The 22,514-nt window shown below is 68.5% G+C and carries 21 protein-coding genes; 6 read left to right on the top strand and 15 right to left on the bottom strand.

Annotation, left to right across the window (positions count from 1 at the left end; translation table 11 throughout):
- The first annotated feature begins 67 nt into the window (after positions 1-67).
- The 5 genes from ccoG to ACF8ML_RS26185 all read left to right on the top strand — a co-directional run bounded on the left by ccoG (position 68) and on the right by ACF8ML_RS26185 (position 5,550).
- Positions 68-1,537, top strand: a complete 1,470-nt coding sequence (gene ccoG / locus ACF8ML_RS26205; RefSeq protein WP_046239452.1) for a cytochrome c oxidase accessory protein CcoG — start codon at positions 68-70, stop codon at positions 1,535-1,537.
- A 297-nt stretch (positions 1,538-1,834) separates the two neighbouring features.
- On the top strand, positions 1,835-2,218 hold the full coding sequence (locus ACF8ML_RS26200; protein WP_016450217.1) for a type II toxin-antitoxin system RelE/ParE family toxin: 384 nt from the start codon (positions 1,835-1,837) through the stop codon (positions 2,216-2,218).
- Positions 2,202-2,504, top strand: a complete 303-nt coding sequence (locus ACF8ML_RS26195) for a DNA-binding transcriptional regulator (protein ID WP_016450218.1) — start codon at positions 2,202-2,204, stop codon at positions 2,502-2,504. Before ACF8ML_RS26200 ends, ACF8ML_RS26195 begins: the two co-directional genes overlap by 17 nt.
- Before the next feature lie 117 nt (positions 2,505-2,621).
- Positions 2,622-4,475, top strand: coding sequence for a dihydroxy-acid dehydratase (ilvD, locus tag ACF8ML_RS26190; protein WP_392408369.1), 1,854 nt, complete (start codon positions 2,622-2,624; stop codon positions 4,473-4,475).
- Between the two features lie 82 nt (positions 4,476-4,557).
- Positions 4,558-5,550 carry a Bug family tripartite tricarboxylate transporter substrate binding protein gene (locus tag ACF8ML_RS26185; protein ID WP_012204371.1) on the top strand — a complete coding sequence of 331 codons (993 nt, stop codon included), beginning with the start codon at positions 4,558-4,560 and terminating at the stop codon, positions 5,548-5,550.
- A 235-nt stretch (positions 5,551-5,785) separates the two neighbouring features.
- Here ACF8ML_RS26185 and ACF8ML_RS26180 read toward each other — a convergent pair whose 3' ends face one another.
- The 5 genes from ACF8ML_RS26180 to ACF8ML_RS26160 form a co-directional block, all read right to left on the bottom strand.
- Positions 5,786-7,945, bottom strand: a complete 2,160-nt coding sequence (locus tag ACF8ML_RS26180; protein ID WP_392408368.1) for a TonB-dependent receptor family protein — start codon at positions 7,943-7,945, stop codon at positions 5,786-5,788.
- A gap of 248 nt (positions 7,946-8,193) precedes the next feature.
- Positions 8,194-9,639, bottom strand: a complete 1,446-nt coding sequence (locus tag ACF8ML_RS26175; RefSeq protein ID WP_016450445.1) for a PLP-dependent aminotransferase family protein — start codon at positions 9,637-9,639, stop codon at positions 8,194-8,196.
- A 25-nt stretch (positions 9,640-9,664) separates the two neighbouring features.
- A complete protein-coding gene (locus ACF8ML_RS26170) occupies positions 9,665-10,537 on the bottom strand; it encodes a plasmid replication/partition related protein (RefSeq protein ID WP_392408367.1) in 873 nt (290 codons plus the stop codon).
- Between the two features lie 112 nt (positions 10,538-10,649).
- On the bottom strand, positions 10,650-12,038 hold the full coding sequence (yegQ, locus tag ACF8ML_RS26165) for a tRNA 5-hydroxyuridine modification protein YegQ (protein WP_016453913.1): 1,389 nt from the start codon (positions 12,036-12,038) through the stop codon (positions 10,650-10,652).
- Between the two features lie 21 nt (positions 12,039-12,059).
- Positions 12,060-12,971 carry a LysR family transcriptional regulator gene (locus tag ACF8ML_RS26160; protein WP_034368164.1) on the bottom strand — a complete coding sequence of 304 codons (912 nt, stop codon included), beginning with the start codon at positions 12,969-12,971 and terminating at the stop codon, positions 12,060-12,062.
- Between the two features lie 144 nt (positions 12,972-13,115).
- Here ACF8ML_RS26160 and ACF8ML_RS26155 point away from each other — a divergent pair, with 144 nt between their 5' ends.
- Positions 13,116-13,886, top strand: coding sequence for a sulfite exporter TauE/SafE family protein (locus ACF8ML_RS26155; protein WP_392408569.1), 771 nt, complete (start codon positions 13,116-13,118; stop codon positions 13,884-13,886).
- 11 nt (positions 13,887-13,897) lie between these two features.
- On the opposite strand, the gene prfH is transcribed toward ACF8ML_RS26155, so the two are convergent.
- From prfH to ribBA, 10 genes are all read right to left on the bottom strand, one after another.
- Complete coding sequence (gene prfH, locus ACF8ML_RS26150) at positions 13,898-14,497, bottom strand: peptide chain release factor H (protein ID WP_392408365.1); 600 nt, start codon at positions 14,495-14,497, stop codon at positions 13,898-13,900.
- Positions 14,488-15,774 carry an RNA ligase RtcB family protein gene (locus ACF8ML_RS26145; RefSeq protein ID WP_392408364.1) on the bottom strand — a complete coding sequence of 429 codons (1,287 nt, stop codon included), beginning with the start codon at positions 15,772-15,774 and terminating at the stop codon, positions 14,488-14,490. The genes prfH and ACF8ML_RS26145 overlap by 10 nt, the downstream gene beginning before the upstream one ends.
- A gap of 400 nt (positions 15,775-16,174) precedes the next feature.
- Complete coding sequence (gene tolA, locus ACF8ML_RS26140; RefSeq protein ID WP_392408363.1) at positions 16,175-17,317, bottom strand: cell envelope integrity protein TolA; 1,143 nt, start codon at positions 17,315-17,317, stop codon at positions 16,175-16,177.
- A 24-nt stretch (positions 17,318-17,341) separates the two neighbouring features.
- On the bottom strand, positions 17,342-17,767 hold the full coding sequence (locus ACF8ML_RS26135) for an ExbD/TolR family protein (protein WP_012204381.1): 426 nt from the start codon (positions 17,765-17,767) through the stop codon (positions 17,342-17,344).
- Positions 17,768-17,797: 30 nt separating this feature from the next.
- On the bottom strand, positions 17,798-18,502 hold the full coding sequence (tolQ, locus tag ACF8ML_RS26130; RefSeq protein ID WP_016450454.1) for a protein TolQ: 705 nt from the start codon (positions 18,500-18,502) through the stop codon (positions 17,798-17,800).
- Positions 18,499-18,915 (bottom strand): tol-pal system-associated acyl-CoA thioesterase, encoded by a 417-nt coding sequence (gene ybgC / locus ACF8ML_RS26125; RefSeq protein ID WP_016450455.1) that lies wholly within the window; start codon positions 18,913-18,915, stop codon positions 18,499-18,501. The genes tolQ and ybgC overlap by 4 nt, the downstream gene beginning before the upstream one ends.
- Positions 18,916-18,927: 12 nt before the next feature.
- The gene (locus ACF8ML_RS26120) at positions 18,928-20,112 is read right to left on the bottom strand and encodes a pyridoxal phosphate-dependent aminotransferase (protein WP_016453905.1); all 1,185 of its coding nucleotides are present in this window, start codon (positions 20,110-20,112) and stop codon (positions 18,928-18,930) included.
- 115 nt (positions 20,113-20,227) lie between these two features.
- The gene (nusB, locus tag ACF8ML_RS26115; RefSeq protein WP_016453904.1) at positions 20,228-20,818 is read right to left on the bottom strand and encodes a transcription antitermination factor NusB; all 591 of its coding nucleotides are present in this window, start codon (positions 20,816-20,818) and stop codon (positions 20,228-20,230) included.
- Complete coding sequence (ribH, locus tag ACF8ML_RS26110) at positions 20,815-21,285, bottom strand: 6,7-dimethyl-8-ribityllumazine synthase (protein WP_016450458.1); 471 nt, start codon at positions 21,283-21,285, stop codon at positions 20,815-20,817. The genes nusB and ribH overlap by 4 nt, the downstream gene beginning before the upstream one ends.
- 3 nt (positions 21,286-21,288) lie before the next feature.
- Positions 21,289-22,410 (bottom strand): bifunctional 3,4-dihydroxy-2-butanone-4-phosphate synthase/GTP cyclohydrolase II, encoded by a 1,122-nt coding sequence (gene ribBA, locus ACF8ML_RS26105; protein WP_016450459.1) that lies wholly within the window; start codon positions 22,408-22,410, stop codon positions 21,289-21,291.
- Between the last annotated feature and the right edge of the window lie 104 nt (positions 22,411-22,514).

The raw sequence follows: 22,514 nt of genomic DNA, 5'->3' as shown, positions 1-22,514 counted from the left end.
CAGGCAGTCCCCGGCAATTCATGACAAGCCCGCATCACGGGCGCACCGGCCGGGGCGAAGGCCCCGCATGTCAGAACGACCGAAACCGCTTCCCGATGAAACCGCCGCAGCCCCCCGGCCGCGGCCCGCGCAGCGCAAGGTGATTCCCATCGCCGACGCCAGCGCGGATTCCCCGCTGTTCGAGTCACGCCGCAAGATCCAGCCGCGCTCCATCTCGGGGCGCTTCGCCAACTGGCGCTGGGCCATGGTCTGGCTCACGCAGCTGTTCTTCTACGGCATACCCTGGCTGCAGATCCACGGCCGGCAGGCCCTGCTGTTCGACCTGGAGCAGCGGCGCTTCTACATCTTCGGCTGGCTGCTGTATCCGCAGGATTTCATCTACCTGGCCGTGCTGCTCATCGTCTCGGCACTGGCGCTGTTCCTGTTCACCACGGTGGCGGGGAGGCTGTGGTGCGGATTTTCCTGCCCGCAGACGGTCTACACCGAGCTGTTCATGTGGGTGGAGCGCCGGCTGGAGGGCGACCGCAGCGCACGCCTGCGCCTGGATGCCAGCGGCTGGGGTCCGGAGAAGATCGCGCGGCGTGGCGGCAAGCATGCGCTGTGGCTGCTGATTGCGCTGTGGACGGGGCTGACCTTCGTGGGCTACTTCGTGCCCATCCGCAGCCTGCTGCCCGAGGTGCTGGCGCTGACCGGCGCGTGGCAGATCTTCTGGGTGCTGTTCTATGCGCTGGCCACCTACGGCAACGCGGGCTTCCTGCGCGAGCAGGTCTGCAAGCACATGTGCCCCTATGCGCGCTTCCAGAGCGCCATGTTCGACAAGGACACCCTGGTCGTCACCTACGACACCGCACGCGGCGAATCGCGCGGCCCGCGCCACAAGGGCGTGGACTACCGGGCCCAGGGCCTGGGCGACTGCATCGACTGCACGCTGTGCGTGCAGGTCTGCCCGGTGGGCATCGACATACGCGACGGCCTGCAGTACGAGTGCATCGGCTGCGGCCTGTGCATCGACGCCTGCAACAGCGTCATGGACCGCATGCACTACCCGCGCGGGCTGATCCGCCTGTCCACGCAGAACGGCGTGGCCCGGGGCTGGCGCCAGAGCGAGCTGGTGCGCCGCATCTTCCGCCCGCGCGTGCTCATCTACGGCACGGCGCTGGTGGCCATCTCCACGGCCATGGTGGCCAGCCTGGCGCTGCGCACGCCGCTGAAGGTGGACGTGGTGCGCGACCGGGGCACGCTGTCGCGCATCGTGGCCGGCGGCCAGATCGAGAACATCTACCGCGTGCAGATCGGCAATGCCACGGAGCAGGACCAGCGCTATGTGCTGTCGGCCTCGGGCATCGAAGGCCTGCGCGTGGCTTCGGAGACCGAAGTGGACGTGGGCGCGGCCCAGGACCGTTGGGTCGTGGTGCGGCTGCAGGCGCCCTATGGCGCGGCCGGCCCTGGCTCGCACGGCGTGGAGATCACGGCCACGGCGGTAGGGGACCCGGCGCTTTCCAAGCAGGCGCACAGCACGTTCCTGGTGCCGCGCTGAAGGGCCAGTTGGATGGATTGATTCACGAGTACAGCGCAGTTGTTGTGCACGATGCCTGGTCCGCTGCAGCGCGGGCTGGCATCGGTTTTGAGGCCCCGGAAGTTTGTTCCGGGGCCTTTTTTTATCGTGTCTTCCCGACAAGGCGGACAAGCGGGCTGGCAGTCAGGCCAAGGAGAAACGACAGGGGCTTGAATGAGGCAGGCACGAGGCAGCACTTCAAATTCGCAGGCTCTACCCTGTGGTGATATGTATGAAGGTGAAATACATACCCGTAACGGGTATAGTTAGGAGGCTGGCATGGCGCGCGTTCTCAAACGCAAGGACTTTTCCCGATGGCAGGCGAGCGAGAAACTGCCCGATACCGCGCTGTGCAAGGCGGTCAGGGAGATGGAAAGAGGGCTGATCGACGCGGACCTGGGGGGCTTTCTCTACAAGAAGCGGGTGGCGCGTCCAGGCGCGGGCAAGAGTGGGGGTTATCGAACGCTGTTGTCGGCACGAATCGGCAACCGATACATCTTCCTGCATGGTTTCACCAAGAACGACAAGGCGAACATCACACAGGAAGAACAGAGGGCTTTGAGGTTTGCAGGCAAGCTGTTTCTGGACCTGTCCACCCAGGCCTTGTCGGCGGCCTTGCAGTCAGGCGTTTTGTTGGAGGTGCATTGTGAGCAAGATCATTGAATCCCTGCGCGGCGATCTGGCTGCGCTGTACGAGGCGGGCGCCATCGACAAGGTGACGATGCGCGAGTTCGACGCGATCTGTCCTCCCCCGGTGCGGGAGTTCGAGGCGGCCGACATCAAACAGCTGCGCGAGACTTTGAAGTTCAGCCAACCGGTGTTCGCGCTGCATTTGCACACCACGGCTTCCACGGTGCGCAAATGGGAGCAGGGCGAAACCCGTCCCGCCGGACCGGCGCTCAAGCTGCTCAACGTCATCGCCGACAAAGGCCTTCAGGCCATCCTCTAAGCCGGGGCGACACAAGGGTGGTATGCGGGCGACTCCCGGGCGACACGATCTGGTGTAAATGCTCATAGGGAAATCCGCAGACCCCGCTATGGTGGGCGGCTGTTTTCCGGCCCGCGTATGAACAAGAAACCTGCCTCCCCCGACAACGTCTTTTCCGAGTCCAGCGCCTCCGCATCGCTGGCCGCCTCCACCACCACAACCAGCACCACCGGCAGCAGCCCGGCAGCGGCCACGCCCACGCCCACGTCCTTTCGCTCCGCCCTGATCCGCTCCGGCACCATCCGTGCCACCACGCGCAGCTTCCTGCATGCCCTGGGCCAGGACGACGAAGACATGGAGCGCCCGCACATCGGCGTGTTCCACACGGGCGGGGAGATGAGCCCCTGCAACCTCAACCTGCGCGACCAGGCCCAGCATGCCAAGACCGGCATCTATGCCGGGGGCGGTACGCCGCATGAATGCCCGGTGGTGTCGGTCAGCGACGGGCTGACCATGGCGCATTCAGGCATGCGGTTTTCGCTGGTCTCGCGCGAGTTGATCGCCGACAGCGTGGAGGCCTCGGTGCGCGGCCACCAGTGGGATGGCATCTTCGCCATCGGCGCCTGCGACAAGAACCTGCCGGGGCTGATGATGGGCATGGTGCGCTGCAATGTGCCCAGCGTCTTCGTGCATGGCGGCTCGGCCCTGCCGGGGCAGGCGCCCGGCGTGCACGGGCGCGACCTGAATGTGGTCGATACCTACGAGACCATCGGCCAGGTGCTGGCCGGCACCGCCACGGCGCAGGACCTGGAGGCCATGAGCCGCGCCTGCCTGCCCACGGCCGGCGCCTGCGCAGGCCAGTTCACGGCCAACACCATGGGCATGGTGAGCGAGGCGCTGGGCCTGGCGCCCATCGGCTCCAGCATGGTGCCCGCCGTGTTCAGCGAGCGCGCACCGCTGATGCGCCGCGCCGCGCGCCAGCTCATGCAGGCCGTGTGGGCCAGCGCCGAAGGCGGCGGCCCGCTGCCGCGCGACATCATCACGCGCCGGGCGCTGGAGAATGCCTGCGCCGTGGTCAGCGCCACGGGCGGATCGACCAATGCCGCCCTGCACCTGCCGGCCATCGCGCACGAGGCCGGCATCCGCTTCCACCTGGACGACGTGGCCGAGATCTTCGCGCGCACGCCGCTGATCGCCGACCTGCGTCCCGGCGGGCGCTTCCTGGCGCGCGACGTGTACTACATCGGCGGCGCCGGCGTGATCCTGCGCACGCTGATGGAGCAGGGCTTTGTCCACGGCGATGCGCTCACCTTCACGGGCCGCACCCTGGCCGAAGAACTGGCCGATGCCGCGCCGCCCGATGGCGAGGTGGTGCGCACGCCCGGCAACCCCATCACGCGCGACGGTGGCCTGACCGTGCTCAAGGGCAACCTCTGCCCCGATGGCGCGTTGCTGAAGACGGCCGGCCTCAAGACCCTGGTGCACCGGGGCCCCGCGCGCGTCTTCGAGTCCGAGGAACAGGCCCAGGCCGCCGTGCAGGCCATGCAGTACGCGGCCGGCGATGTCATCGTCATCCGCAACGAAGGCCCGCGCGGCAGCCCCGGCATGCGCGAGATGCTGGGCATCACGGCGCTGCTGTATGGCCAGGGCATGGGCGACAAGGTGGCCCTGCTGACCGATGGGCGCTTCTCTGGTGCCACGCGCGGCCTGTGCATCGGCTACGCAGGCCCCGAGGCCGCCGACAACGGCCCCATTGCCGCGCTGCGCGACGGCGACCTCATCGCCATCGACGCCCGCGCCGATGCGCGCAGCATCACGGTGGAAATCGGCGAGGCCGAACTGGCCGCACGCCTGGAACAATCGGCCGCCGCGCGCCGCCAGGCCCCGCCGCTGGGCGGCGTGCTGGAAAAATACGCGCTCACCGTGCGCCCGGCCCACCAGGGCGCGGTCACGCATTCGGGCCAGGTGGTCTGGCTGCGCGACGACAGTTGAAGCCGCCGGGCTGGCACGCATTTCCCCCCGCTGTTCCCCCACTGTTTTTTTTAGAGTTTCAATTTCAACCGGAGACATACGCATGAACATCGACCGCCGCCAATGGCTGGGCACCGCTGGAGCGGGTGCGCTGCTGGCCAGCCTGGGCCAGCAGGCCTGGGCGCAGGCCCAGGGCCCCATCGAGACCCTGAACATCATCACCGGCTTCGCGGCCGGAGGCACCTCGGACGCCATCTGCCGCCGCGTGGGCACCAAGCTGTCGGGCTATGCCAAGACCGCCGTGGTGGAAAACCGCACCGGCGCGGGCGGGCAGATCGCCATCAGCTACGTCAAGGGCCGGCCCGCAGACGGTGCCACCTTGCTGCAGACGCCCACGTCCATGCTGTCCATCTACCCGCACATCTACAAGAAGCTGCCCTATGACCCGGTGGCCGACCTGGCGCCAGTCACCGTGGGCTGCATCTTCGACTTCGGCTTTGCCGTCGGCCCCGCCGTGCCCGCCAGCGTGACCACCGTGCCCGAATTCTTCGCCTGGGCCAAGGCCAACCCCGCAGGCGCCAACTTCGGCTCGCCTGCGCCCGGCTCCACGCCGCACTTCATCGGCGCCCTGCTGGGCCAGCATGCCGGTGTGGACTTCAAGCACGCCGGCTACCGCGGCACCCAGCCGGCGCTGCTGGACATGCTGGGCGGCAACGTCTCCGCCGTCTGCGGCCCCGTGGGCGACATGCTGCAGCACCTGGCCGGCGGCAAGATGCGCATCCTGGGCGTCAGCGGCGCCAAGCGCAGCCGCTTCGCCCCCCAGGTGCCCACGCTGGTGGAGCAGGGCTACAAGGACATGGCGCACAGCGAATGGTTCGCCTTCTTCGTGCCCGCCAAGACCCCCGCCGAGACCGTGCAGCGCCTGAACGGCCACATGCGCAAGGCCCTGGCCACGCCCGACGTGGTGGACAGTCTGGCCACCTTCGGCCTGGACGCCCAATCCTCCACCCCCGCCGAACTGGCCGCGCTGCTGCAGTCCGAACTCGCCAAATGGGGCCCCATCGTCAAGCGCGTGGGATTCACAGCAGAGGGCTAAAAAGAACAAAACGGGCCGAGCGAAGCGAAGGCCCGCCCCATGCCCACTCCCCACTCCCCGTATGTCAGCGCAGGTTGCCCGCAGCAAAGCGGAGGGTCGCGGACATTCGGGTCGCCTGCTTTGATCTGACCTTTCTTGGCGAATCAAGAAAGGGCAGTCGGCCGCCGGGCCGAGACCCGGCCTCAGAAAAATACCACCCGGCAGGGTCAAAAACAGACCCACGTAAACCAAAGCCTCAGAACGGCAACGTCCCCTGCACATACAACGTCCGAGGCATCCCCACATACTTGCCCCCGTTGTTGTCCGTAGACCGCGTGTAGTACCTGCGATCAAACAGATTCTTGACCCCCACGGCCACCCGCAGATTGCTCAGCGACTTGCCAAAGTCATAGCCCGCACGCAGGCCCACGGTCGCAAACCCGGGAATATCGCCCAGCCGCCCCGCAGCATCTTCCTGCGTCACATACTGCGTGCCCGACCCCGGAGAGCGCTGCTTCGATTGCGCGGCCAGGTCCGCATTCAGCGTCCACTGCCCCAGCGCATAGCGCGCCCACAACTGGCCCGTGTGGCGCGAGTACAGCGGCAGGTCGCGCCCCGCGAAATCGCCGGCGCGCGAGACGGCCTCGGTATAGGTATAGGACACACCCGCCGTCAGCCCCTTGAGCGCGGCATTCCACTGGCCCAGGTCGTAGCGCAGCGAGGACTCGATGCCGCGGTGGCGCGTGGCGCCCAGGTCGGTCCAGATGCCGTCCACGCCCACGCGGGTCAGCAGCAGTTCCTTGTCGAAGTCGATGTTGAACAGCGTCAGCTCGGCGTTCAGCGCCGGGCTGTTGTAGTGCGTGCCCACCTCATAGGTCTTGGCCGATTCGGGATGCAGGCCGCGCTCGGTCTGGGCCAGCTGCGCATACTGCTGCGGTCCGAAGGACTTGCCCGCGTTGGCGAACAGCGACCACTGCGCATTCATGCGGTAGAGCACGGACAGCGTGGGCAGGAGCTCGCGTGCCTCGGCCTTGGGGAACAGCTGGCTGGTGACGGTGCTGCCGTCGGCGCCCAGGTTGCTGACGTTGTTGAAGGAGTTGATGCGTTCGTAGCGCACGCCGGGGGTGATGGTCCAGTTGCCGATGTCGATGCGGTCATCGATGTAGAAGGCATGGGCCGTGGTGCCGCCCTGGCTGGTCTGGTAGGGCGTGATCGGCAGGGCCATGGCGTTGGCCATGGTGGCGGGGTTGTAGTAGGCGGTGCGCAGCGCGACCTCGGAACTGCTTTCCTTGAGGTAGCGGTAGCCCACGCTGACTTCCTGCACCACGGAGCCGGTCTCGAACAGGCGCGAGTAGCGCGGCTCGATGCCGAAGTAGTGGTAGCTGCGCGGCGCGGCGGTCAGGCGGCGCTGGTTGGCGTTGTCCTGCTCGATGTAGCTGCCGCGGAACGAGTCCACGTAGTAGCCCAGCACCTCGAAGTTGTTGCGCCCGTCCTTGTGGTTGTACTTGAACGAGGCATCGGTGCGGCGGCCGTCGAAGCTGTCGTAGGAGCGCGTGGACTGGAACGGGTCGGCCGCGTACTGCGCCGTGGTCAGGCCGCCGGGCATGCGGCCCGAGCCCTCGAAGTGGTGCAGCGACACGGCGATGTCGTCCTGGGCCGAGATGCGGTAGGCGCCCTTGAGCAGGATGTCGTCGATATCGGTCTTGTCATTGCCTGCGCGCCAGCCGTCGCCATGCGTGCCCGAGTACAGCAGGGCCAGGCCCAGGCCGGATTCGCTGGTGCCGCCCACGAACAGGCTGGGCGTGGTCTTGGCATTGCCGCCGTGGCTGTAGAACTCGGTGCCCACCGAGGCCTCGGCCGCGAAGGTCTTGGGAATGGCGCGCGTGACGAAGTTGATGATGCCGCCCACGTTCTGGGGGCCGTAGCGCACCGAGCCCGCGCCGCGGATCACGTCCACCGACTCCAGGTTGCCCAGCGAGACGGGCGCCAGCGACAGCTGGGGCTGGCCGTAGGGCGCGTAGGAGACGGGCACGCCGTCCATCAGCACATACGAGCGCGGCGACAGGCGTGCCGTCAGGCCGCGCACGCCGATGTTCAGCGACACATCGCTGCCGCCCGTGCCGTTGCTGTCCTGCACCTGCACGCCGGGCACCAGGCGCAGCACGTCGCGCAGGCTGGAGGCGCCGGTTTCCTCGATGCGCGCCCGCTCGACGATGGTGCGCGCGCCGGCATGGTCCAGCACTTTTTCCTCGCTGGGGTTGTCCAGCCAGTTGCCCGTGACGGTGATGGTGGACAGGCCGGCCTCGGGTGCGGTGGTGGTGGATGGTGCCTGTGCCGACGCCTGCAGCGACAGCAGGGCGGCGGCGACAGCGGCCGCGCAGCGTGTGAGCGTGGCGCAGTGATTGCTGGAAACCATGGAAAACTTCCTTTGTGCCTCTGGGAATGGTGCAGCGCTGAAGGGTCGGCTGGCAGGCTGCAGGACGCGTGGCGGCGGGCGAGGCGGAAGCAGGAGACAAGGACCGGTCAGCATGCATGGCGGCAATGCCGGTTCGGTGCGCGAGTCTAAATGAGAATCATCCAGCCGGCACCAGGCTGGCAGCAGCTGCGCGGGGTCGCGTTGCCCGGGCGCTACAGCGCAGCAGGTGCCGCCAGCGCAGCGGGCGCTTACCCTGCTGCTTTTGCTGCGGGAAGGGACTGCATTGCGCGAGCCAGCTCGCCCAGCGTGGCCAGGGCCTGCCCGGTCTCGTCGCTCCAGTCATGGCCGTAGTTCAGCCGCAGGCAGTGGCCGAAGGCCTGCGAGGCCGAGAAGATCGGCCCCGGCGCCACGCTGATGCCGCGCGCCAGCGCTGCGCGGTGCAGGGCCAGCGCATCGCAGTACGGCGGCAGCTCTATCCACATGAAGTAGCCGCCCTCGGGCCGCGTGGCCCGCGTGCCTTGCGGAAAGTGGCGGGCAATGGCCGATGCCATGTGGTCCCGCTGCAGGGCCAGGCTCTGGCGCAGGCGGCGCAGGTGGCGGTCCACGCCACCGCTTTCCAGGTAGTCGGCCAGCGCCTGCTGGCTGGGGGCATTGGTGGCCAGCGTGGTGGTGAGCTTTTGCCGCGCCACGGCGCGCGTGAAGCGGCCCGGAGCGGTCCAGCCCACGCGCCAGCCGGGCGCCAGGCACTTGGAGAACGAGGCGCAGTGCAGCACCCAGCCCTCGGTGTCGAAGGCCTTGGCCGGTGGCGGGCGGTGTTCGCCAAAGTACAGCTCGCCGTAGACATCGTCCTCGATCAGCGGCAGCTGGTGGCGCGTGGCCAGTTCCACCAGGGCCTTCTTGCGCGCCTCGGGCATCAGGCTGCCCAGCGGATTCTGGAAGCTGGTCATCAACCAGATGGCCTGGGGCCGGTGACGCTGCACGGCGGTCTCCAGCGCGGCCAGGTCCATGCCTTCGCCGGGATGCGTGGGCACCTCGATGGCGGACAGCCCCATGCGCTCCAGAGCCTGCAGCGCGCCATAGAAGCAGGGCGATTCGATGACCACGGCGCCACCGGGCCGCGTGACGGCGGCCAGACACAGGTTCAGTGCCTCCAGCGCGCCATTGGTGATGACCAGGTCGGACGGTGACAGTGCCAGACCGTCGGCCAGGTAGCGCCGCGCGATCTGGCGTCGCAATGCCATGCTGCCGGGCGTGAGGTCGTCGAGGGCGCTGCGCGGATCGGCCTGGCGCGCGGCGCGGGCCAGGGCCTGGCCCAGGCGCTGCAGCGGGAACAGGCGTGGCGAGGGAAAGGCCGAGCCCAGCGGCACGACATCGCGGTCCATGGACGATTCCAGAACCTCGAACACCCGCTCGCTCACATCGACCACGGCAAAGCGCTCGCCCGGGGGGGCCGACAGCTGCGTGGGCTCGGGCGGGGCGCTGTGCGGCCGCGCCGCGACGAAGTAGCCCGAGCGCTCGCGCGCGCGCACCAGGCCGCGTGCCTCCAGCAGATAGTAGGCCTGGAACACCGTGGAGGCGCTGACGCCGCGCCGCTCGCTGGTGTGACGCACGGAGGGCAGCTTGTCGCCCGCGCGCAGCACGCCTGCGGCGATGGAGGCCTCGATATCGTCGGCCAGTTCCTGGTAGCGCGTCATGCCTGGGGAGGTCGCGGCCCGGGGATCAGCCCTGTTCGGCCAGCAGTTCCTGCAAGGCCTTGATCTGCTGGCGCAGGCGCTCGTTCTCGGCTTCAAGTTCGTTCACGCGCTGCTGCAGTTCCTCGGGCGAGGCGGTCACGGCCGCACCTTCGCCGTCGGCAGCGTCGGCTCCGGGCTTGGCGGCCTTGGGCTTTTTCTTGGCATCGCGCACGCGCTTGGCGGCCTGCTTGAGTTCGTCGGCGCCGGCGGCGGCCACGGCCTGCTGCTCATCCACGGGCAGGCTGGCGACCACGGCGGCGGTGCTCAGCGAGATGTCGCCCGAGCGCACGGCGGCCACCACTTCGGGCGCGGCCTTTTGCTGGATGGTCTCGATCAGCTTGACCTGGCTGCTGGACAGGCGGGCCACGCGGGCCAGGGCCTCGCGCGTGTCCAGGGCCTCATCGGGCACCTTGGCCACGCTGGCCAGGGCGGCGGCGACCACGGGGTCGGTCTCGCCTTCCCAGGGCGCTTCGCCTTCGGGCTGGGCCGGCGCCTCGGCCTTGGCCGCCATCACGGCGGCGGCAGCGGCCGAGCGGCGGGCCGCAATGATCTCGCGCTTGCGCAGCGCCAGCACGCCGCGCTGGAAGTCGGACACGCTGCGGCGGCCCAGGTGCTGGTCGATCATCCACAGGTGCACGTCGTCCATGTTCTTGAACTGCGTGGCCTGGATGGTGTTGAAGGGCAGGCCGTGCTTTTGGCAGATGGCGTAGCGGTTGTGGCCGTCGATGAGCAGGTCGTTCCAGAGCACGAGCGCATCGCGGCAGCCCTCGGCCAGGATGCTGCGCTCCAGCGCGTCGAGTTCATCGGGGGTCAGCGGGTCGATGTAGGCCTTGAGTTCTTCGTTGACGACGATGTCCATGGCAGTGCAGAAATGAGGAATGAAAGAAAAAGGCGCCCGCTCCAGGCCATTGCGGCAATGGACCTGGACGGCCGCCAAGAAGAAAAACTGGAAGCAGGGGCGAAGCCCGCCCTCAGAGCAGGCGCGAGATCAGCGCGCCTTCAGCCGGGCCTTCCAGGGGGATGCGCACGCGCACCGGGTTGCCCTGGGCCACCTGCACGGGCTCGCCGTCGAGGTTGAACATCTTCTCCAGCAGCACCTGGCGGTTGCCCTGGGGGTGGATGATCTCCAGCGTGTCGCCCACCGAGAAGCGGTTCTTGGTCTCCACCTCGGCCATGCCGTCGGCATAGCTGCGCACTTCGCCCACGAAGTGGCTGCGCTGCAGCACCGAGTGGCCGGTCTCGTAGTTCTGGTAGTCCTGCGAGGGACGGCGCTCCAGCAGGCCGCCCGTGTAGCCACGGTTGGCCAGGCCTTCGAGCTCGGTGATCAGGTGGGGGTTGAAGGGGCGGCCGGCCACGGCATCGTCGATGGCGCGGCGGTAGACCTGGGCCGTGCGGGCCACGTAGTACAGGCTCTTGGTGCGGCCCTCGATCTTGAGCGAGTCCACGCCGATCTTCACCAGGCGCTCCACATGCTCCACGGCGCGCAGGTCCTTGGAGTTCATGATGTAGGTGCCGTGCTCGTCTTCCATGATGGGCATCAGCTCGCCGGGGCGGCCCTTTTCCTCCAGCAGGTAGACCTGCTCGGCCTTGGGGTGGCGCGCGCCGTCGCCGCAGGTGCTGGTGAACTGGCTGTCGGCCTCCTCGCGGGCCTTCTCGAAGCTGAAGTCCTGCTCCATGGTCTGGGCCAGGGCCTCGCCGGTATTGGGGTCCACCGCCGCGTCATGCGTCTTGTAGTCCCAGCGGCAGGCATTGGTGCAGGTGCCCTGGTTGGGATCGCGCCGGTTGAAGTAGCCCGACAGCAGGCAGCGGCCCGAGTAGGCGATGCACAGGGCGCCGTGCACGAAGACCTCGATCTCCATGTCCGGGCATTCCTGGCGGATCTTCTCGATCTCGTCCAGCGACAGCTCGCGCGACAGGATGATGCGCGAGACGCCGGCCTTCTGCCAGAACTTCACCGTGGCCCAGTTGGTGGTGTTGGCCTGCACCGAGAGATGGACCTCGGTCTCGGGCCACTTTTCCTTGACCATCATGATCAGGCCGGGGTCGGCCATGATCAGCGCGTCGGGCTTGCACTCGATCACGGGCTCGATGTCGCGGATATAGGTGCGCACCTTGTCGTTGTGGGCGATCAGGTTGCTGGTGACGAAGAATTTCTTGCCCCGCGCATGCGCCTCGGAGATGCCCTGGGCGATCTGTTCGAGGCGGAATTCGTTGTTGCGTGCGCGCAGGCTGTAGCGGGGTTGCCCGGCGTAGATGGCGTCGGCGCCAAAGTCGTAGGCCGCGCGCATCTTGTCGAGCGAGCCGGCCGGCAGCAGCAGTTCGGGGGCTTTGAGGGTCATGATCCCCGTATTGTCCTGCATAGCGCTTTCCAACATGGTTCGCTAAGGCTCAGGCGAGCCAAGCCCTTGCAGATGCTCCAGCAACTGCCTGGCATGGGCGGGCAACTGGTCTTCCCGGACGGTGCACAGCAGCAGCTGGCGCCGGGCCCAGGCATCGCTCAAGGGCACGGCGCGGGCGCCGCTGGCCGGGGCCAGGCGCTGCGCGGCTGCCGCCGGCATGACGGCCACGCCCACGCCCTGGCCCACCAGCTGGCAGATGCTGTCCAGGTGCTGCAGCTGGGCGCGCCAGCGCAACTGCCCTTCCGACGGCCCCCCCAGCAAGGCGGCCTGCTGGCGCACCAGCATCTGCAGGGCGGCATCGTGCGGCAGGCCCACCCAGTCTTCGGCCAGCAGCTCCTGCAAGGCCAGGCGCGTGCGCCGGGCCAGGCGGTGGCCGCGCGGCAGCACGGCCACCAGCGGGTCGGGGCGCCAGGGCGTGGCCTGCAGGCCGGTGGTGTCCTGCGCATCGCTGGCCACGCCGATGTCGCACAGGCCCTGGCGCAGCCGGTCCAGCACTTCGGCGCTGCCGCATTCCTGCAGCTCCAGCGCCACGCGCGGGTGGCTGCGCAGAAAGCCCGCCACGGCCAGGGGCAGGTGCTCGCCCACGGCCGAGGTGTTGCCGCAGACGCGCACATGGCCGGCCAGCCCCGCGCCGTATTCGGCCATGTCGCCGCGCAGGCGCTGCATCTGTGCCAGCACGCTGCGCGCATGCTGGCCCAGCGTGTGGCCGGCCGCCGTGGGCCGCACGCCGCGCGCCTGGCGCGCGAGCAGGGCGCAGCCCAGTTGCGCCTCCATGCCGCGCACGCGCTCGCTGGCCGAGGCCAGCGTCATGTGCGCGCGCCCGGCCGCCGCGGTGAGCGTGCCGCAGTCGAGGATATGGACGAACAGCTGCAGGTCGGTGAGGTCGAATCGCATGGCCTGTGGTGCTGAAGGATCAGGCCATGCCTGAGCCTTGGTTTGAAGATTCCCGATTGTGATCCCTTTGTTGGTACACGAGCATGGCGCCATGAGGTTCAGGAAGGGCCTGAGCCAGGTCAGTGAAAGTGCAGGGTGGCCGTGATGTGGGATGCGTGGTGGGTGCTGGCGGCAGCGGTGGCCGTGTTCGGGCTGGCCGGTGTCGTCAAGGGGGTGGTGGGCCTGGGGCTGCCCACGGTGTCCATGGCGCTGCTGGCGCTGTTCATGCCGGCCGGGCAGGCAGCGGCCTGGCTGCTGCTGCCGTCCCTGGTGACCAATGTGGTGCAGATGCGGCCCCTGCCATCGCTGCGGCCGCTGCTGCGGCGCCTGGGCTGGATGCAGCTGGGCATTGTCGCGGGCACGGTGGGCGGCATGCTGTGGTGGGGCCCGGTGGGCGAGGCCGCCGTGGCGCGCACGGCGCTGGGCGTGGCCCTGGTTGTGTATGCCCTGTGGGGCCTGTGGGGGCCGGGCCTGCAGTTGCCGCAGAGGCATCAGGCCTGGCTGGGCCTGTTGTGTGGTCTGCTGACGGGCGGGATCACGGCGCTGACCGGCGTGTTCGTGGTGCCGGCCGTGGCCTTTTTGCAATCGCTGGCGCTGGGCCGGCAGGCGCTGATGCAGGCCATGGGCCTGTGCTTCACGGTGTCCACGCTGGCGCTGGGCGCGGGCATGGTGCTGGCGCAGGGGCCGGGCCATGCCGCTTCGTCCTGGACGGGGTGGGGTGCCACAGCCCTGGTTTCCGCGCTGATGCTGCTGCCCGCCCTGGCCGGCATGGCCTGGGGCGAGCGGCTGCGCCAGTCGCTGTCGCCCCAGGTCTTCAAGCGCGTGCTGATGCTGGGCCTGCTGGCCCTGGGCATCTACATGTGCGCCCGGGGCTAGCACCGGGGCGTTCAGGCGCGGAACACCTTCACGGGGCTGCCGCGCTCCACCTCCCAGTGCAGCTGGCTGCGCGTGCGCCGGGCCTGGCCCTCGCCCTGCGCGTTGAGGCGCGCCAGCTTCAGGGCCAGCAGCTCGCGCGCCAGCCGCTTGTTGGCGTGCTGGCTGCGCTCGCTCATGACCTTCACCGAGATCCCGCTGGGCACATGCAGGGCATGGACGGCGGAGTCCGTGGTGTTGACATGCTGGCCACCCTTGCCCGAGGCCTTGCAGGCCTGGAAGACGATTTCGCCATCTGCCGGCAATTGCCGGGGCGGCTCGCACTGTTGCACGGCAACAAACCAGTTCCTGCGCGGGTGGTGGGGCCGCAGGGGACTGTCGAAGACCCACTGGATGGTGCCCAGCCAGGCGCCCAGCGTGCCGTGGAGCAGGCCGGTGTCGCCCTCGCAGCGCAGCAGCACGGACCTGTAGCCGGCCGGCGTGGGCGTTTCTTCCAGCACGTCCACGGTGATGCCGTTGGCGGCGCAGTCGCGCAGCAGCTCGCGCAGGGTCAGGCGCACGGCATGCTCGCACTCGGCGGGGCCGTGGGATGCGGTCAGCTGGATCAGCAGCATTGCATGGCTCCCTTCTTGTAGGTCAGCAGGGGGCGCAGCCGCGCCACCAACTGCACCAGGCCGGCTTCCTGCAGGCTGGCGACGACGGAGTCCACGTCCTTGTAGGCCTGGGGGGCCTCCTCGTAGACCAGTTCGCGGTCGGCGCAGACCACGGCGCTGCCGAATTTTGTGCGCAGCAGTTCGTCCAGCGTGAAGCGCGGGCGCAGGCGGCCCATGCAATCGGTACGTGCCCACTTGCGGCCCGCGCCGTGCGCCAGCGAGTGCAGTGCCTCGTCACGCCCGGCCACGGGCCGCACAAGGTAGCTGTAGTCGCCGCGCGAACCCGGGATCACCACAAGCCCCTGGTCGGCCGGCGTGGCGCCCTTGCGGTGCAAAAAGCCATTCTCGCCGCGCCAGTGGTGGGCGATCACGTGGTTGTGGGTGATGTCCAGCAGGGCCTGGCCGCGCGTGCGCAGGGCGCGCAGCAGACGTGCCGCAATGCTGGCGCGGTTGAGCTGGGCGAAGGCGATGGCGGCCGCGTGCTGGCGCAGGTACTGCGTGGCGGCATCGCTGCTGGCGGCCAGGCCGTCGTGGCTGAAGGCCTCCACATGGGCGCGCAGGATGGCGCCGCCCAGCCCGCGCGAGCCGCTGTGCACCATGAGGTGCACGCGTTTCCTGTCGAGCGCGCCGTCCTCGTACAGCGTGTCCACCACCTGCAGTTCGGCAAAGTGGTTGCCGCCGCCAATGGTGCCCAGGCTGTCCTGCAGATACGCCAGGTCGGCCACGCCGCTGGCCTGGGCGATGTGCTCCAGCTGCTGCATGTCCACGGCGTCCAGCAGTTCCTGGGGCAGGGGGCCGTCGATGTTGCCCACCGCCTTTTCCAGCTTGGGAGCCGAGGTCTTGTGCGCCGCCAGCTCCGTGCTGTACAGCGACATGCCGCAGCCGATGTCGCCGCCGACCAGGGCCGGGTAGAAGCGGCCCACGGAAAAGAAGGCCGCCCCTACCGGGTAGCCCCGGCCCGGGTGCAGGTCCGGCAGGCCCACGGCTGCGCGCATGCCGGCCAGGTTGCGGGCCGTCGTTTGAAGTTGTTGGATGGCGGCGTCTTCAATCCAGACGCCGCGGTTGGCGAACACCTGAAGATGGATGTCCGGCCCCCCTGAGTCGCTGCGCGCCTTCCCCCCTCTCGCTTCGCGGGGGGAGACGACACCCTCGGTGCGGGGCGGCCCTTCCTCGGTGTCTCTGGCTTGAGTGATTGCGGGTGCCGCGTTTGCGCCACGGAATACTATGGAATTGCCCATGAATGGCTTTCGATCGAGTGCTTGGGGGCACATTCCGGCAGATGCGGAATGCGCAATGGGCAGTCGCCGCAAGCTCGATGGACAGGCATCAGGAAAAGCGCACGCGCAGCCGAAAGCCGGGCCTCTTGCGGGGCCGGGAATCAGGTCTGCAGCGTGGCCTGGAGGCGCTAGGGCTTCAAGCGTGCACGACTGCAAAGGGACGTGTCGAATGGGACATGGGTTCTCTCCTTTGCGATGGTGGACGGGGGCCGCGAATGCGGCAAAGACGGGGATGCTAGGGACAAGCGGCCGGTGCCGCAAGCGAAGTCGCAGGCGCGTGGCGGATTGCATACAAAGCAAGATGGAAAAAGCCCCGCAGGCAGGTACCAGCGGGGCTTTTTGATGAAGGGCCTGTGCCCGTTCAGTCCTGCGGGCGGAAGTCTATGACCAGGTCCGAAGGCACGCGGCCATCGATGTCGCGCGGCAGCGTCTCGGTCTTTTGCAGCGCGCGGATGACGGCATCGTCCCAGGCCTTGTTGCCGCTGGATTTGGCGATGGTGGCACTGGTAATGGTGCCGTCGGGTGCTGCGCGCACGCGCACCTCGGCACGCGGATTGCCGCTGATGGCGTCCGGGTAGACGATGTTGGGCCTGACGCGTGCCGCTACTTTCGGACCATAGCCTGCGGACGGGCCTCCGGCCGAACTGCCAGAGCCATTGCTCTTGCCTCCGCCCGATCCTTGGCTCGCCGAGCCGCCGCTGCCAGCCATGTTTTGCATGCGCTGGATATTTGCTTGGCGGCGTGCCTCGGCTTCCTTGGCCTCGCGGGCTTCCTTGGCGGCCTGTTCCTTCTTGCGCTTGTCCTCGGCGGCCTTCTTCTCGGCTTCGGCCTTGGCGGCCTTTTCCTTGTCGGCCTTCTCGGCTTTCTCGCGCTCGGCCTTGTCCTTGGCGGCTTTTTCCTTGTCCGCCTTTTCTTTTTCGGCCTTGTCCTTCTTTTGCTGCTCCAGGCGGTCCTTGCGGTCCTGCTCGGCCTTGTCCTTTTTCTGCTGCTCGAGCTTGTCGCGGCGGTCCTTCTCGGCTCTTTCCGCCTTCTCGCGCTCGGCCTTGTCCTTGGCCGCCTTGTCGGCCTTTTCCTTGTCCAGGCGCTCCTGGCGTTCCTTCTCGCGCTGCTCACGGGCGGCCTGTTCGGCGCGCTCCTTCTTTTGCTGCTCGATCTTGCGCTTCTTCTCCAGCGCGATCTCGGCCTCGTGGTCGTCGTCCACGGCCTGCGGCTTGGGAGGTGGGGGCGGTGCAATCACGGGCGCGGGCGGCGGCGGTGGCGGCTGGGGAACAGGCTCGGGTGCAGGTGGCGGCGGTGGCGCAGGCACGGGCAGGGCGGGAGCGGGTGCGGCCGTGGACCAGAACTCGGCCTCGACCATGGGCTCGTCGGCCTGCTTCGGGGGGCGCACGGTCCACAGCATGGCGGCCACAAGCAGCCCGTGCGCTGCCGCGGCCAGGGCCCACGAGCGCGTGCGGCCGCGCGTGCGCGGCGGTGCGAACTGGTCGTGGTCTTGCAGGTTGGGCATGGGATCGAAGGCGGGCGGCGCTGCTTACTGGGAGGACTTGACGCCGAAGGCCACGCGCTTGACGCCGGCCGACTGCAGGGCCGACATGGCGGCCATCACGGTCTCGAAGGGCAGCTTCTTGTCCGCCGAAATCAGCACGGCGCTGTCGTCGCTTTGCTGGTCCTGCCAGCTCCTGGCGGCTGCGCCCAGCTCCTTGAGCGTGACGGTCTTGTCGGTGCTGCCGGCCTTGATGCGGATGCCGCCGTCCTTGTCGATCATCACGTCGGCGCGCTTCGGGGGCGTGCGCGCGGCCTTGCCGGCACTGGGCACGTTGATGGAGCCCGGCGTGAGCATGGGCGCCGTCACCATGAAGATGATGAGCAGCACCAGCATCACGTCGATGAAGGGCACCATGTTGATCTCGTTGACGGTGCGGCGGCTGCGGCCGCCGCGCGAGGCTACTGCGGGCATGTGCTCACTCCTTGCTGGCTTTGAGCGACTTCAATGGCCGGACGGGGTGCTGGAGCCGGTCGCACCCACGTTGCGCTGCAGGATGTTGGAGAACTCTTCGATGAAGGTTTCCTGCTGGCTGGCCACGCGGTCGATCTGGTGGGCATAGCGGTTGTAGGCCGTGACGGCCGGGATGGCGGCGAACAGGCCCATGGCCGTGGCCACCAGCGCCTCGGCAATGCCGGGGGCCACGGTGGCCAGCGTGATCTGCTCCATGTTGGCAAAGCCGGTGAAGGCGTGCATCACGCCCCAGACGGTGCCGAACAGGCCCACGTAGGGAGAGACCGAGCCCACGGTGCCCAGGAAGGACAGGCCCGATTCGACCTCGTCCATCTCGCGCTGGAAGCTGGCGCGCATGGCGCGGCGGGTGCCGTCCATCAATTGGTTCACGTCGGCGATGCGGCGCTCGCGCAGCTTCTGGTACTCGCGCATGCCGCTGGCGAAGATGCGTTCCATGGGGCCGCCCTGCTTGGCATGGTGGGCCGCCGAGGCATAGAGGTCGTTGAGGCTGGTGCCCGACCAGAAGTCCTGCTCGAAGCCGTCGTTGAGCGTGCGCACGCGCTTCAAGGTCTGCGACTTGCGGAAGATGGTGGCCCAGCTGGCCACCGAGGCGCCCACAAGGATCAGCATGACCAGCTGCACGACCCAGCTGGCCTGCAGCACGAGGCTGAGTATGGACATGTCATGGGAGTTCATGAGAGTTGCTCCAGGATGCGGTTCGGAATTCTTGCGGGGCGCATGGTCGAGCCATCCACCCATCCAATGCGGATCGTGCCTTCGCACAACAGGGGCGGCGGCGCATTGCCATCGCCGGCGGATGCCAGCAGCGCCTGCTGGCGTATTGTCAGCGAAGCGCGGCCACTGCTTTGCAGCTCGGCGGTAACAAGGAGTTGGTCATCCAGCCGGGCCGCCCGCAGGTATTGCAGCTGGGCCTGGGTTACGACAAACATGCCGCCCGTTTGTTCCCGCAGCTGCTGCTGGCCTATGCCCAGGGCGCGCAGCCACTCGGTGCGGGCGCGCTCGAAGAACTTGAGGTAGTTGGCGTAGAACACGATGCCTCCGGCATCGGTGTCCTCCCAGTAGACGCGGATGGGAAATTCGAAGGCCATGTGCGGCGGGCCTCAGGCCAGCAGGCGCTGCAGGCGGCGCACGGCCTCCTGCAGCTGTTCCATGGAGTTGGCCGTCGAAAAGCGCACGAAGTCGGCGGTCTCGAACGTGCCGAAGTCGCGGCCCGGCGTGATGGCCAGGTGGGCGCGCTCCATGACGGCGTAGGCAAAGTCCCAGCTGCCCTGGACGCCGAGCCTGGCGGCAGCGGCACGGCAGTCGGCCCAGGCGTAGAAGGCGCCGTCGGGCTGCACGGGCACGGGCAGGCCCAGGGCCTCGAGCGCGGGAATGAAGAAGTCGCGGCGGGCCTTGAACTCGGCGCGGCGGCGTTCGTACTCGGCAATGGACTCGGGCTCGAAGCAGGCCAGGGCGGCGCGCTGCGAGACGGTGCTGGCGCAGATGAAGAGGTTCTGCGCCACGCGCTCGACCACGGGCACCATGGCCTCGGGCACCACCATCCAGCCCAGGCGCCAGCCCGTCATGTTGAAGTACTTGCTGAAGCTGTTGATGCTGATCACGTCCTCGCCCAGCGCCAGCGCGGTCTGGCCGAAAGCCGCATCGTACGAAAGGCCCAGGTAGATCTCGTCGATGATGGTCAGCCCGCCCCGGGCGCGCACCACGTCGAGGATGCGGCGCAGCTCGGCCGGCGCAATCGAGGTGCCGGTGGGGTTGGAGGGCGAGGCCAGCAGCACGCCGCGCGTGTGCGCGTTCCAGGCGGCCTCGACCTTGTCGGCGCTGAGCTGGTAGCGCTCGGCCGCCGTGGTCGGCACCATCACGGCCCGGCCTTCGGCTGCGCTCACGAAGTGGCGGTTGCAGGGATAGCTGGGATCGGGCATGAGGATTTCGTCGCCCGCGTCGATGGTCGCCAGGCAGGCCAGCTGCAGCGCGGCCGAGGCGCCGGCCGTGACCACGATGCGCCGCGCCGGCACATCCACGCCGAAGCGCTGCGCATACCAGTGGCTGATGCGCTCGCGCAGCTGGGGCAGGCCCAGGGCCGGCGTGTACTGCGTGGCGCCGTCCTGCACGGCACGGGCCGCAGCCTCCTGCACCAGTGGGGGCGCGGTGAAGTCGGGCTCGCCGATGTTCAGGAAGATCATCGGCGTGTCGCTGTCCGCGCAGCCGCGCGCCATCTCCTGCGCCGCCTTGGCGATCTCCATCACGTAAAAGGGCTCAATGCGGTCGGCGCGGGTCGAAAACTTCATGACGGGTGAAATCCTGAAAGAGGCGCCCGCGCCCGGCAGGCGCGGGCGGGCCAGGGACGGCCGGATGCGGCGGGGCCTGTGCCCCGGTGGATGCAGGCGCGTGGCAGGACGCGCTTCAGCCGGCCTGGCCGGCCGCGTCGTCGGCCGCAGGTGCGGCCGGCGCAGCAGGCGCTGCGCTGCTCTTTGCGGCGCGGTCGTGTGCCACCTCATCGGCGCGCAGCGTGGGCGCCAGGCCGTTGAGCACGGCGTTCACGTACTTGTGGCCGTCGGTGCCGCCGAATTCCTTGGCCAGCTCGATGCACTCGTTGAGCACCACGCGCCAGGGCACGTCCATGCAGTGCTGGAATTCATAGACGCCTATCCACATGCTGGCGTGCTCGATGGGCGAGATCTCGGCCATGGTGCGGTCCAGCTTGGGGGCGATCAGTGCGTCCAGGTCCACCTGGGAGTTGATGCAGCCGCGCAGCAGCGCGTCGTAGTGCACCGAGTCGGCCTTGTGAAAGCCCGACAGGTCGCGCGTGAAGCGGTCGATGGCCTCCACGTCGTTGCCGCCCACCAGGTGCTGGTACAGGGCCTGCAGCGCGAATTCACGCGCGCGGCTGCGGTTGGACTTGGAGGCGGCCTTGCGCGCACCGGTGCTGGTCAGGCCGGTGCGGCTCTGGCGGGGAGGGCGTGCGGAGGCCGGTGTGGAGTGTTCGTCGCTCATGGTCGGTCAATGGTTTGGAGCAGGTTGGCCATTTCCACGGCGACCCGGGCCGCGTCGCGTCCCTTTTCGGTCTGGCGTGCAATGGCCTGCTCGGTGTTCTCGGTGGTGATGATCGCGTTGGCGATCGGCAACTGGTAGTCCAGGGCCAGGCGCGTGACACCCGCGCCCGATTCGTTGGCCACCAGCTCGAAGTGGTATGTCTCCCCACGGATGATGCAGCCCAGCGCCACCAGGGCGTCGTAGCGGTCGGACTCGGCCATCGCCTGCAGCGCCACGGGCACTTCGAGGGCGCCGGGCACGGTGACGTGGTCGATGTTTCCGGCCTGCACGCCCAGGGCCAGCAGCTCTTCGCGGCAGGCCTGGGTCAGGCTGTTGGTGATGCTTTCATTGAAGCGGGCCTGCACGATGCCAATGCGCAGTTGCGCACCATCAAGATTCAGGGCCTGGCCCTTTTCTGCGTTCAACATTTCTTATTCCTTGGGGATGTAGCCGCTGATTTCGAGGCCGTAGCCGGCCATGCTGGGCAGGCGGCGCGGCTGGCCCATGAGCTGCATGCGCTGCACGCCGCACTCGCGCAGGATCTGCGCGCCCACGCCATAGGTGCGCAGGTCCATGCGGCCGCGCTCGGGCGCCTGGGCGGCGCGTGCGCTGCCGTCGAACTGGGCCAGCAGCTGGTCGCCGCTTTCGCCGCAGTTGAGCAGCACGGCCACGCCGTGGCCCTGGCGGGCGATGTATTCGAGGCTGGTGTCCAGGCTCCAGGAATGCAGGGTGCGGCCGGTCTCCAGCGCGTCCAGCACGGACAGCGGCTCATGCACGCGCACGGGCACGGGCGTGTCGGCATCCCACTGGCCCTTGACCAGGGCCAGGTGCACGGACTGGCTGGGCAGATCGCGGAAGGCATGGGCGATGAACTCGCCATGCGCCGTCTGCAGCGGGCGCTCGCCGACCTTGCTGAGCAGAGTTTCATTGCGGCTGCGGTACTGGATCAGGTCGGCAATGGTGCCGATCTTCAGGCCGTGCTCGGCCGCGAACAGCTGCAGGTCGGGCAGGCGGGCCATGGTGCCGTCGTCCTTCATGATCTCGCAGATCACGGCGGCGGGGCTGCAGCCGGCCAGGGCGGCGAAGTCGCAGCCGGCCTCGGTGTGACCGGCGCGCATGAGCACGCCGCCGTCGACGGCCTGCAGCGGGAAGATGTGGCCCGGCTGGACCAGGTCCGTGGGCTTGGAGTCCTTGGCCACGGCGGCCTGCACGGTGCGGGCGCGGTCGGCGGCGGAGATGCCGGTGGTCACGCCCTCGGCCGCTTCGATGGAGACGGTGAAGGCCGTGCTGTACACGGTGCCGTTGCGCGCGGCCATGGGCGGCAGCTTCAGGTATTCGCAGCGCTCGCGCGTGAGCGTCAGGCAGATCAGGCCGCGGCCGAAGCGCGCCATGAAGTTGATCGCCTCGGGGGTGACATGGTCGGCGGCCAGCACCAGGTCGCCCTCGTTCTCGCGGTCTTCCTCATCGACGAGGATGACCATGCGGCCCGCGCGCATGTCGGCAATGATGTCTTCCACCGGCGAGATGGGCACGGGGGACGTGGAGTTGTTCATGGAGTGCCTTCTGGAGGAGCCGGGTCGTGCGGACGGGGCGCGGCACACGCGCCGGCTCCCTCGGCCTGGCAGGCGTCAGAAGTGGGCTTCCAAAGAACGTGTGG

Source organism: Delftia sp. WSY_10, from assembly GCF_043104705.1.
Lineage (GTDB): Bacteria > Pseudomonadota > Gammaproteobacteria > Burkholderiales > Burkholderiaceae_C > Comamonas > Comamonas tsuruhatensis.
The sequence above is the reverse complement of the archived record's forward strand: the minus strand, read 5'-3'. Positions and strand labels throughout refer to the sequence as shown.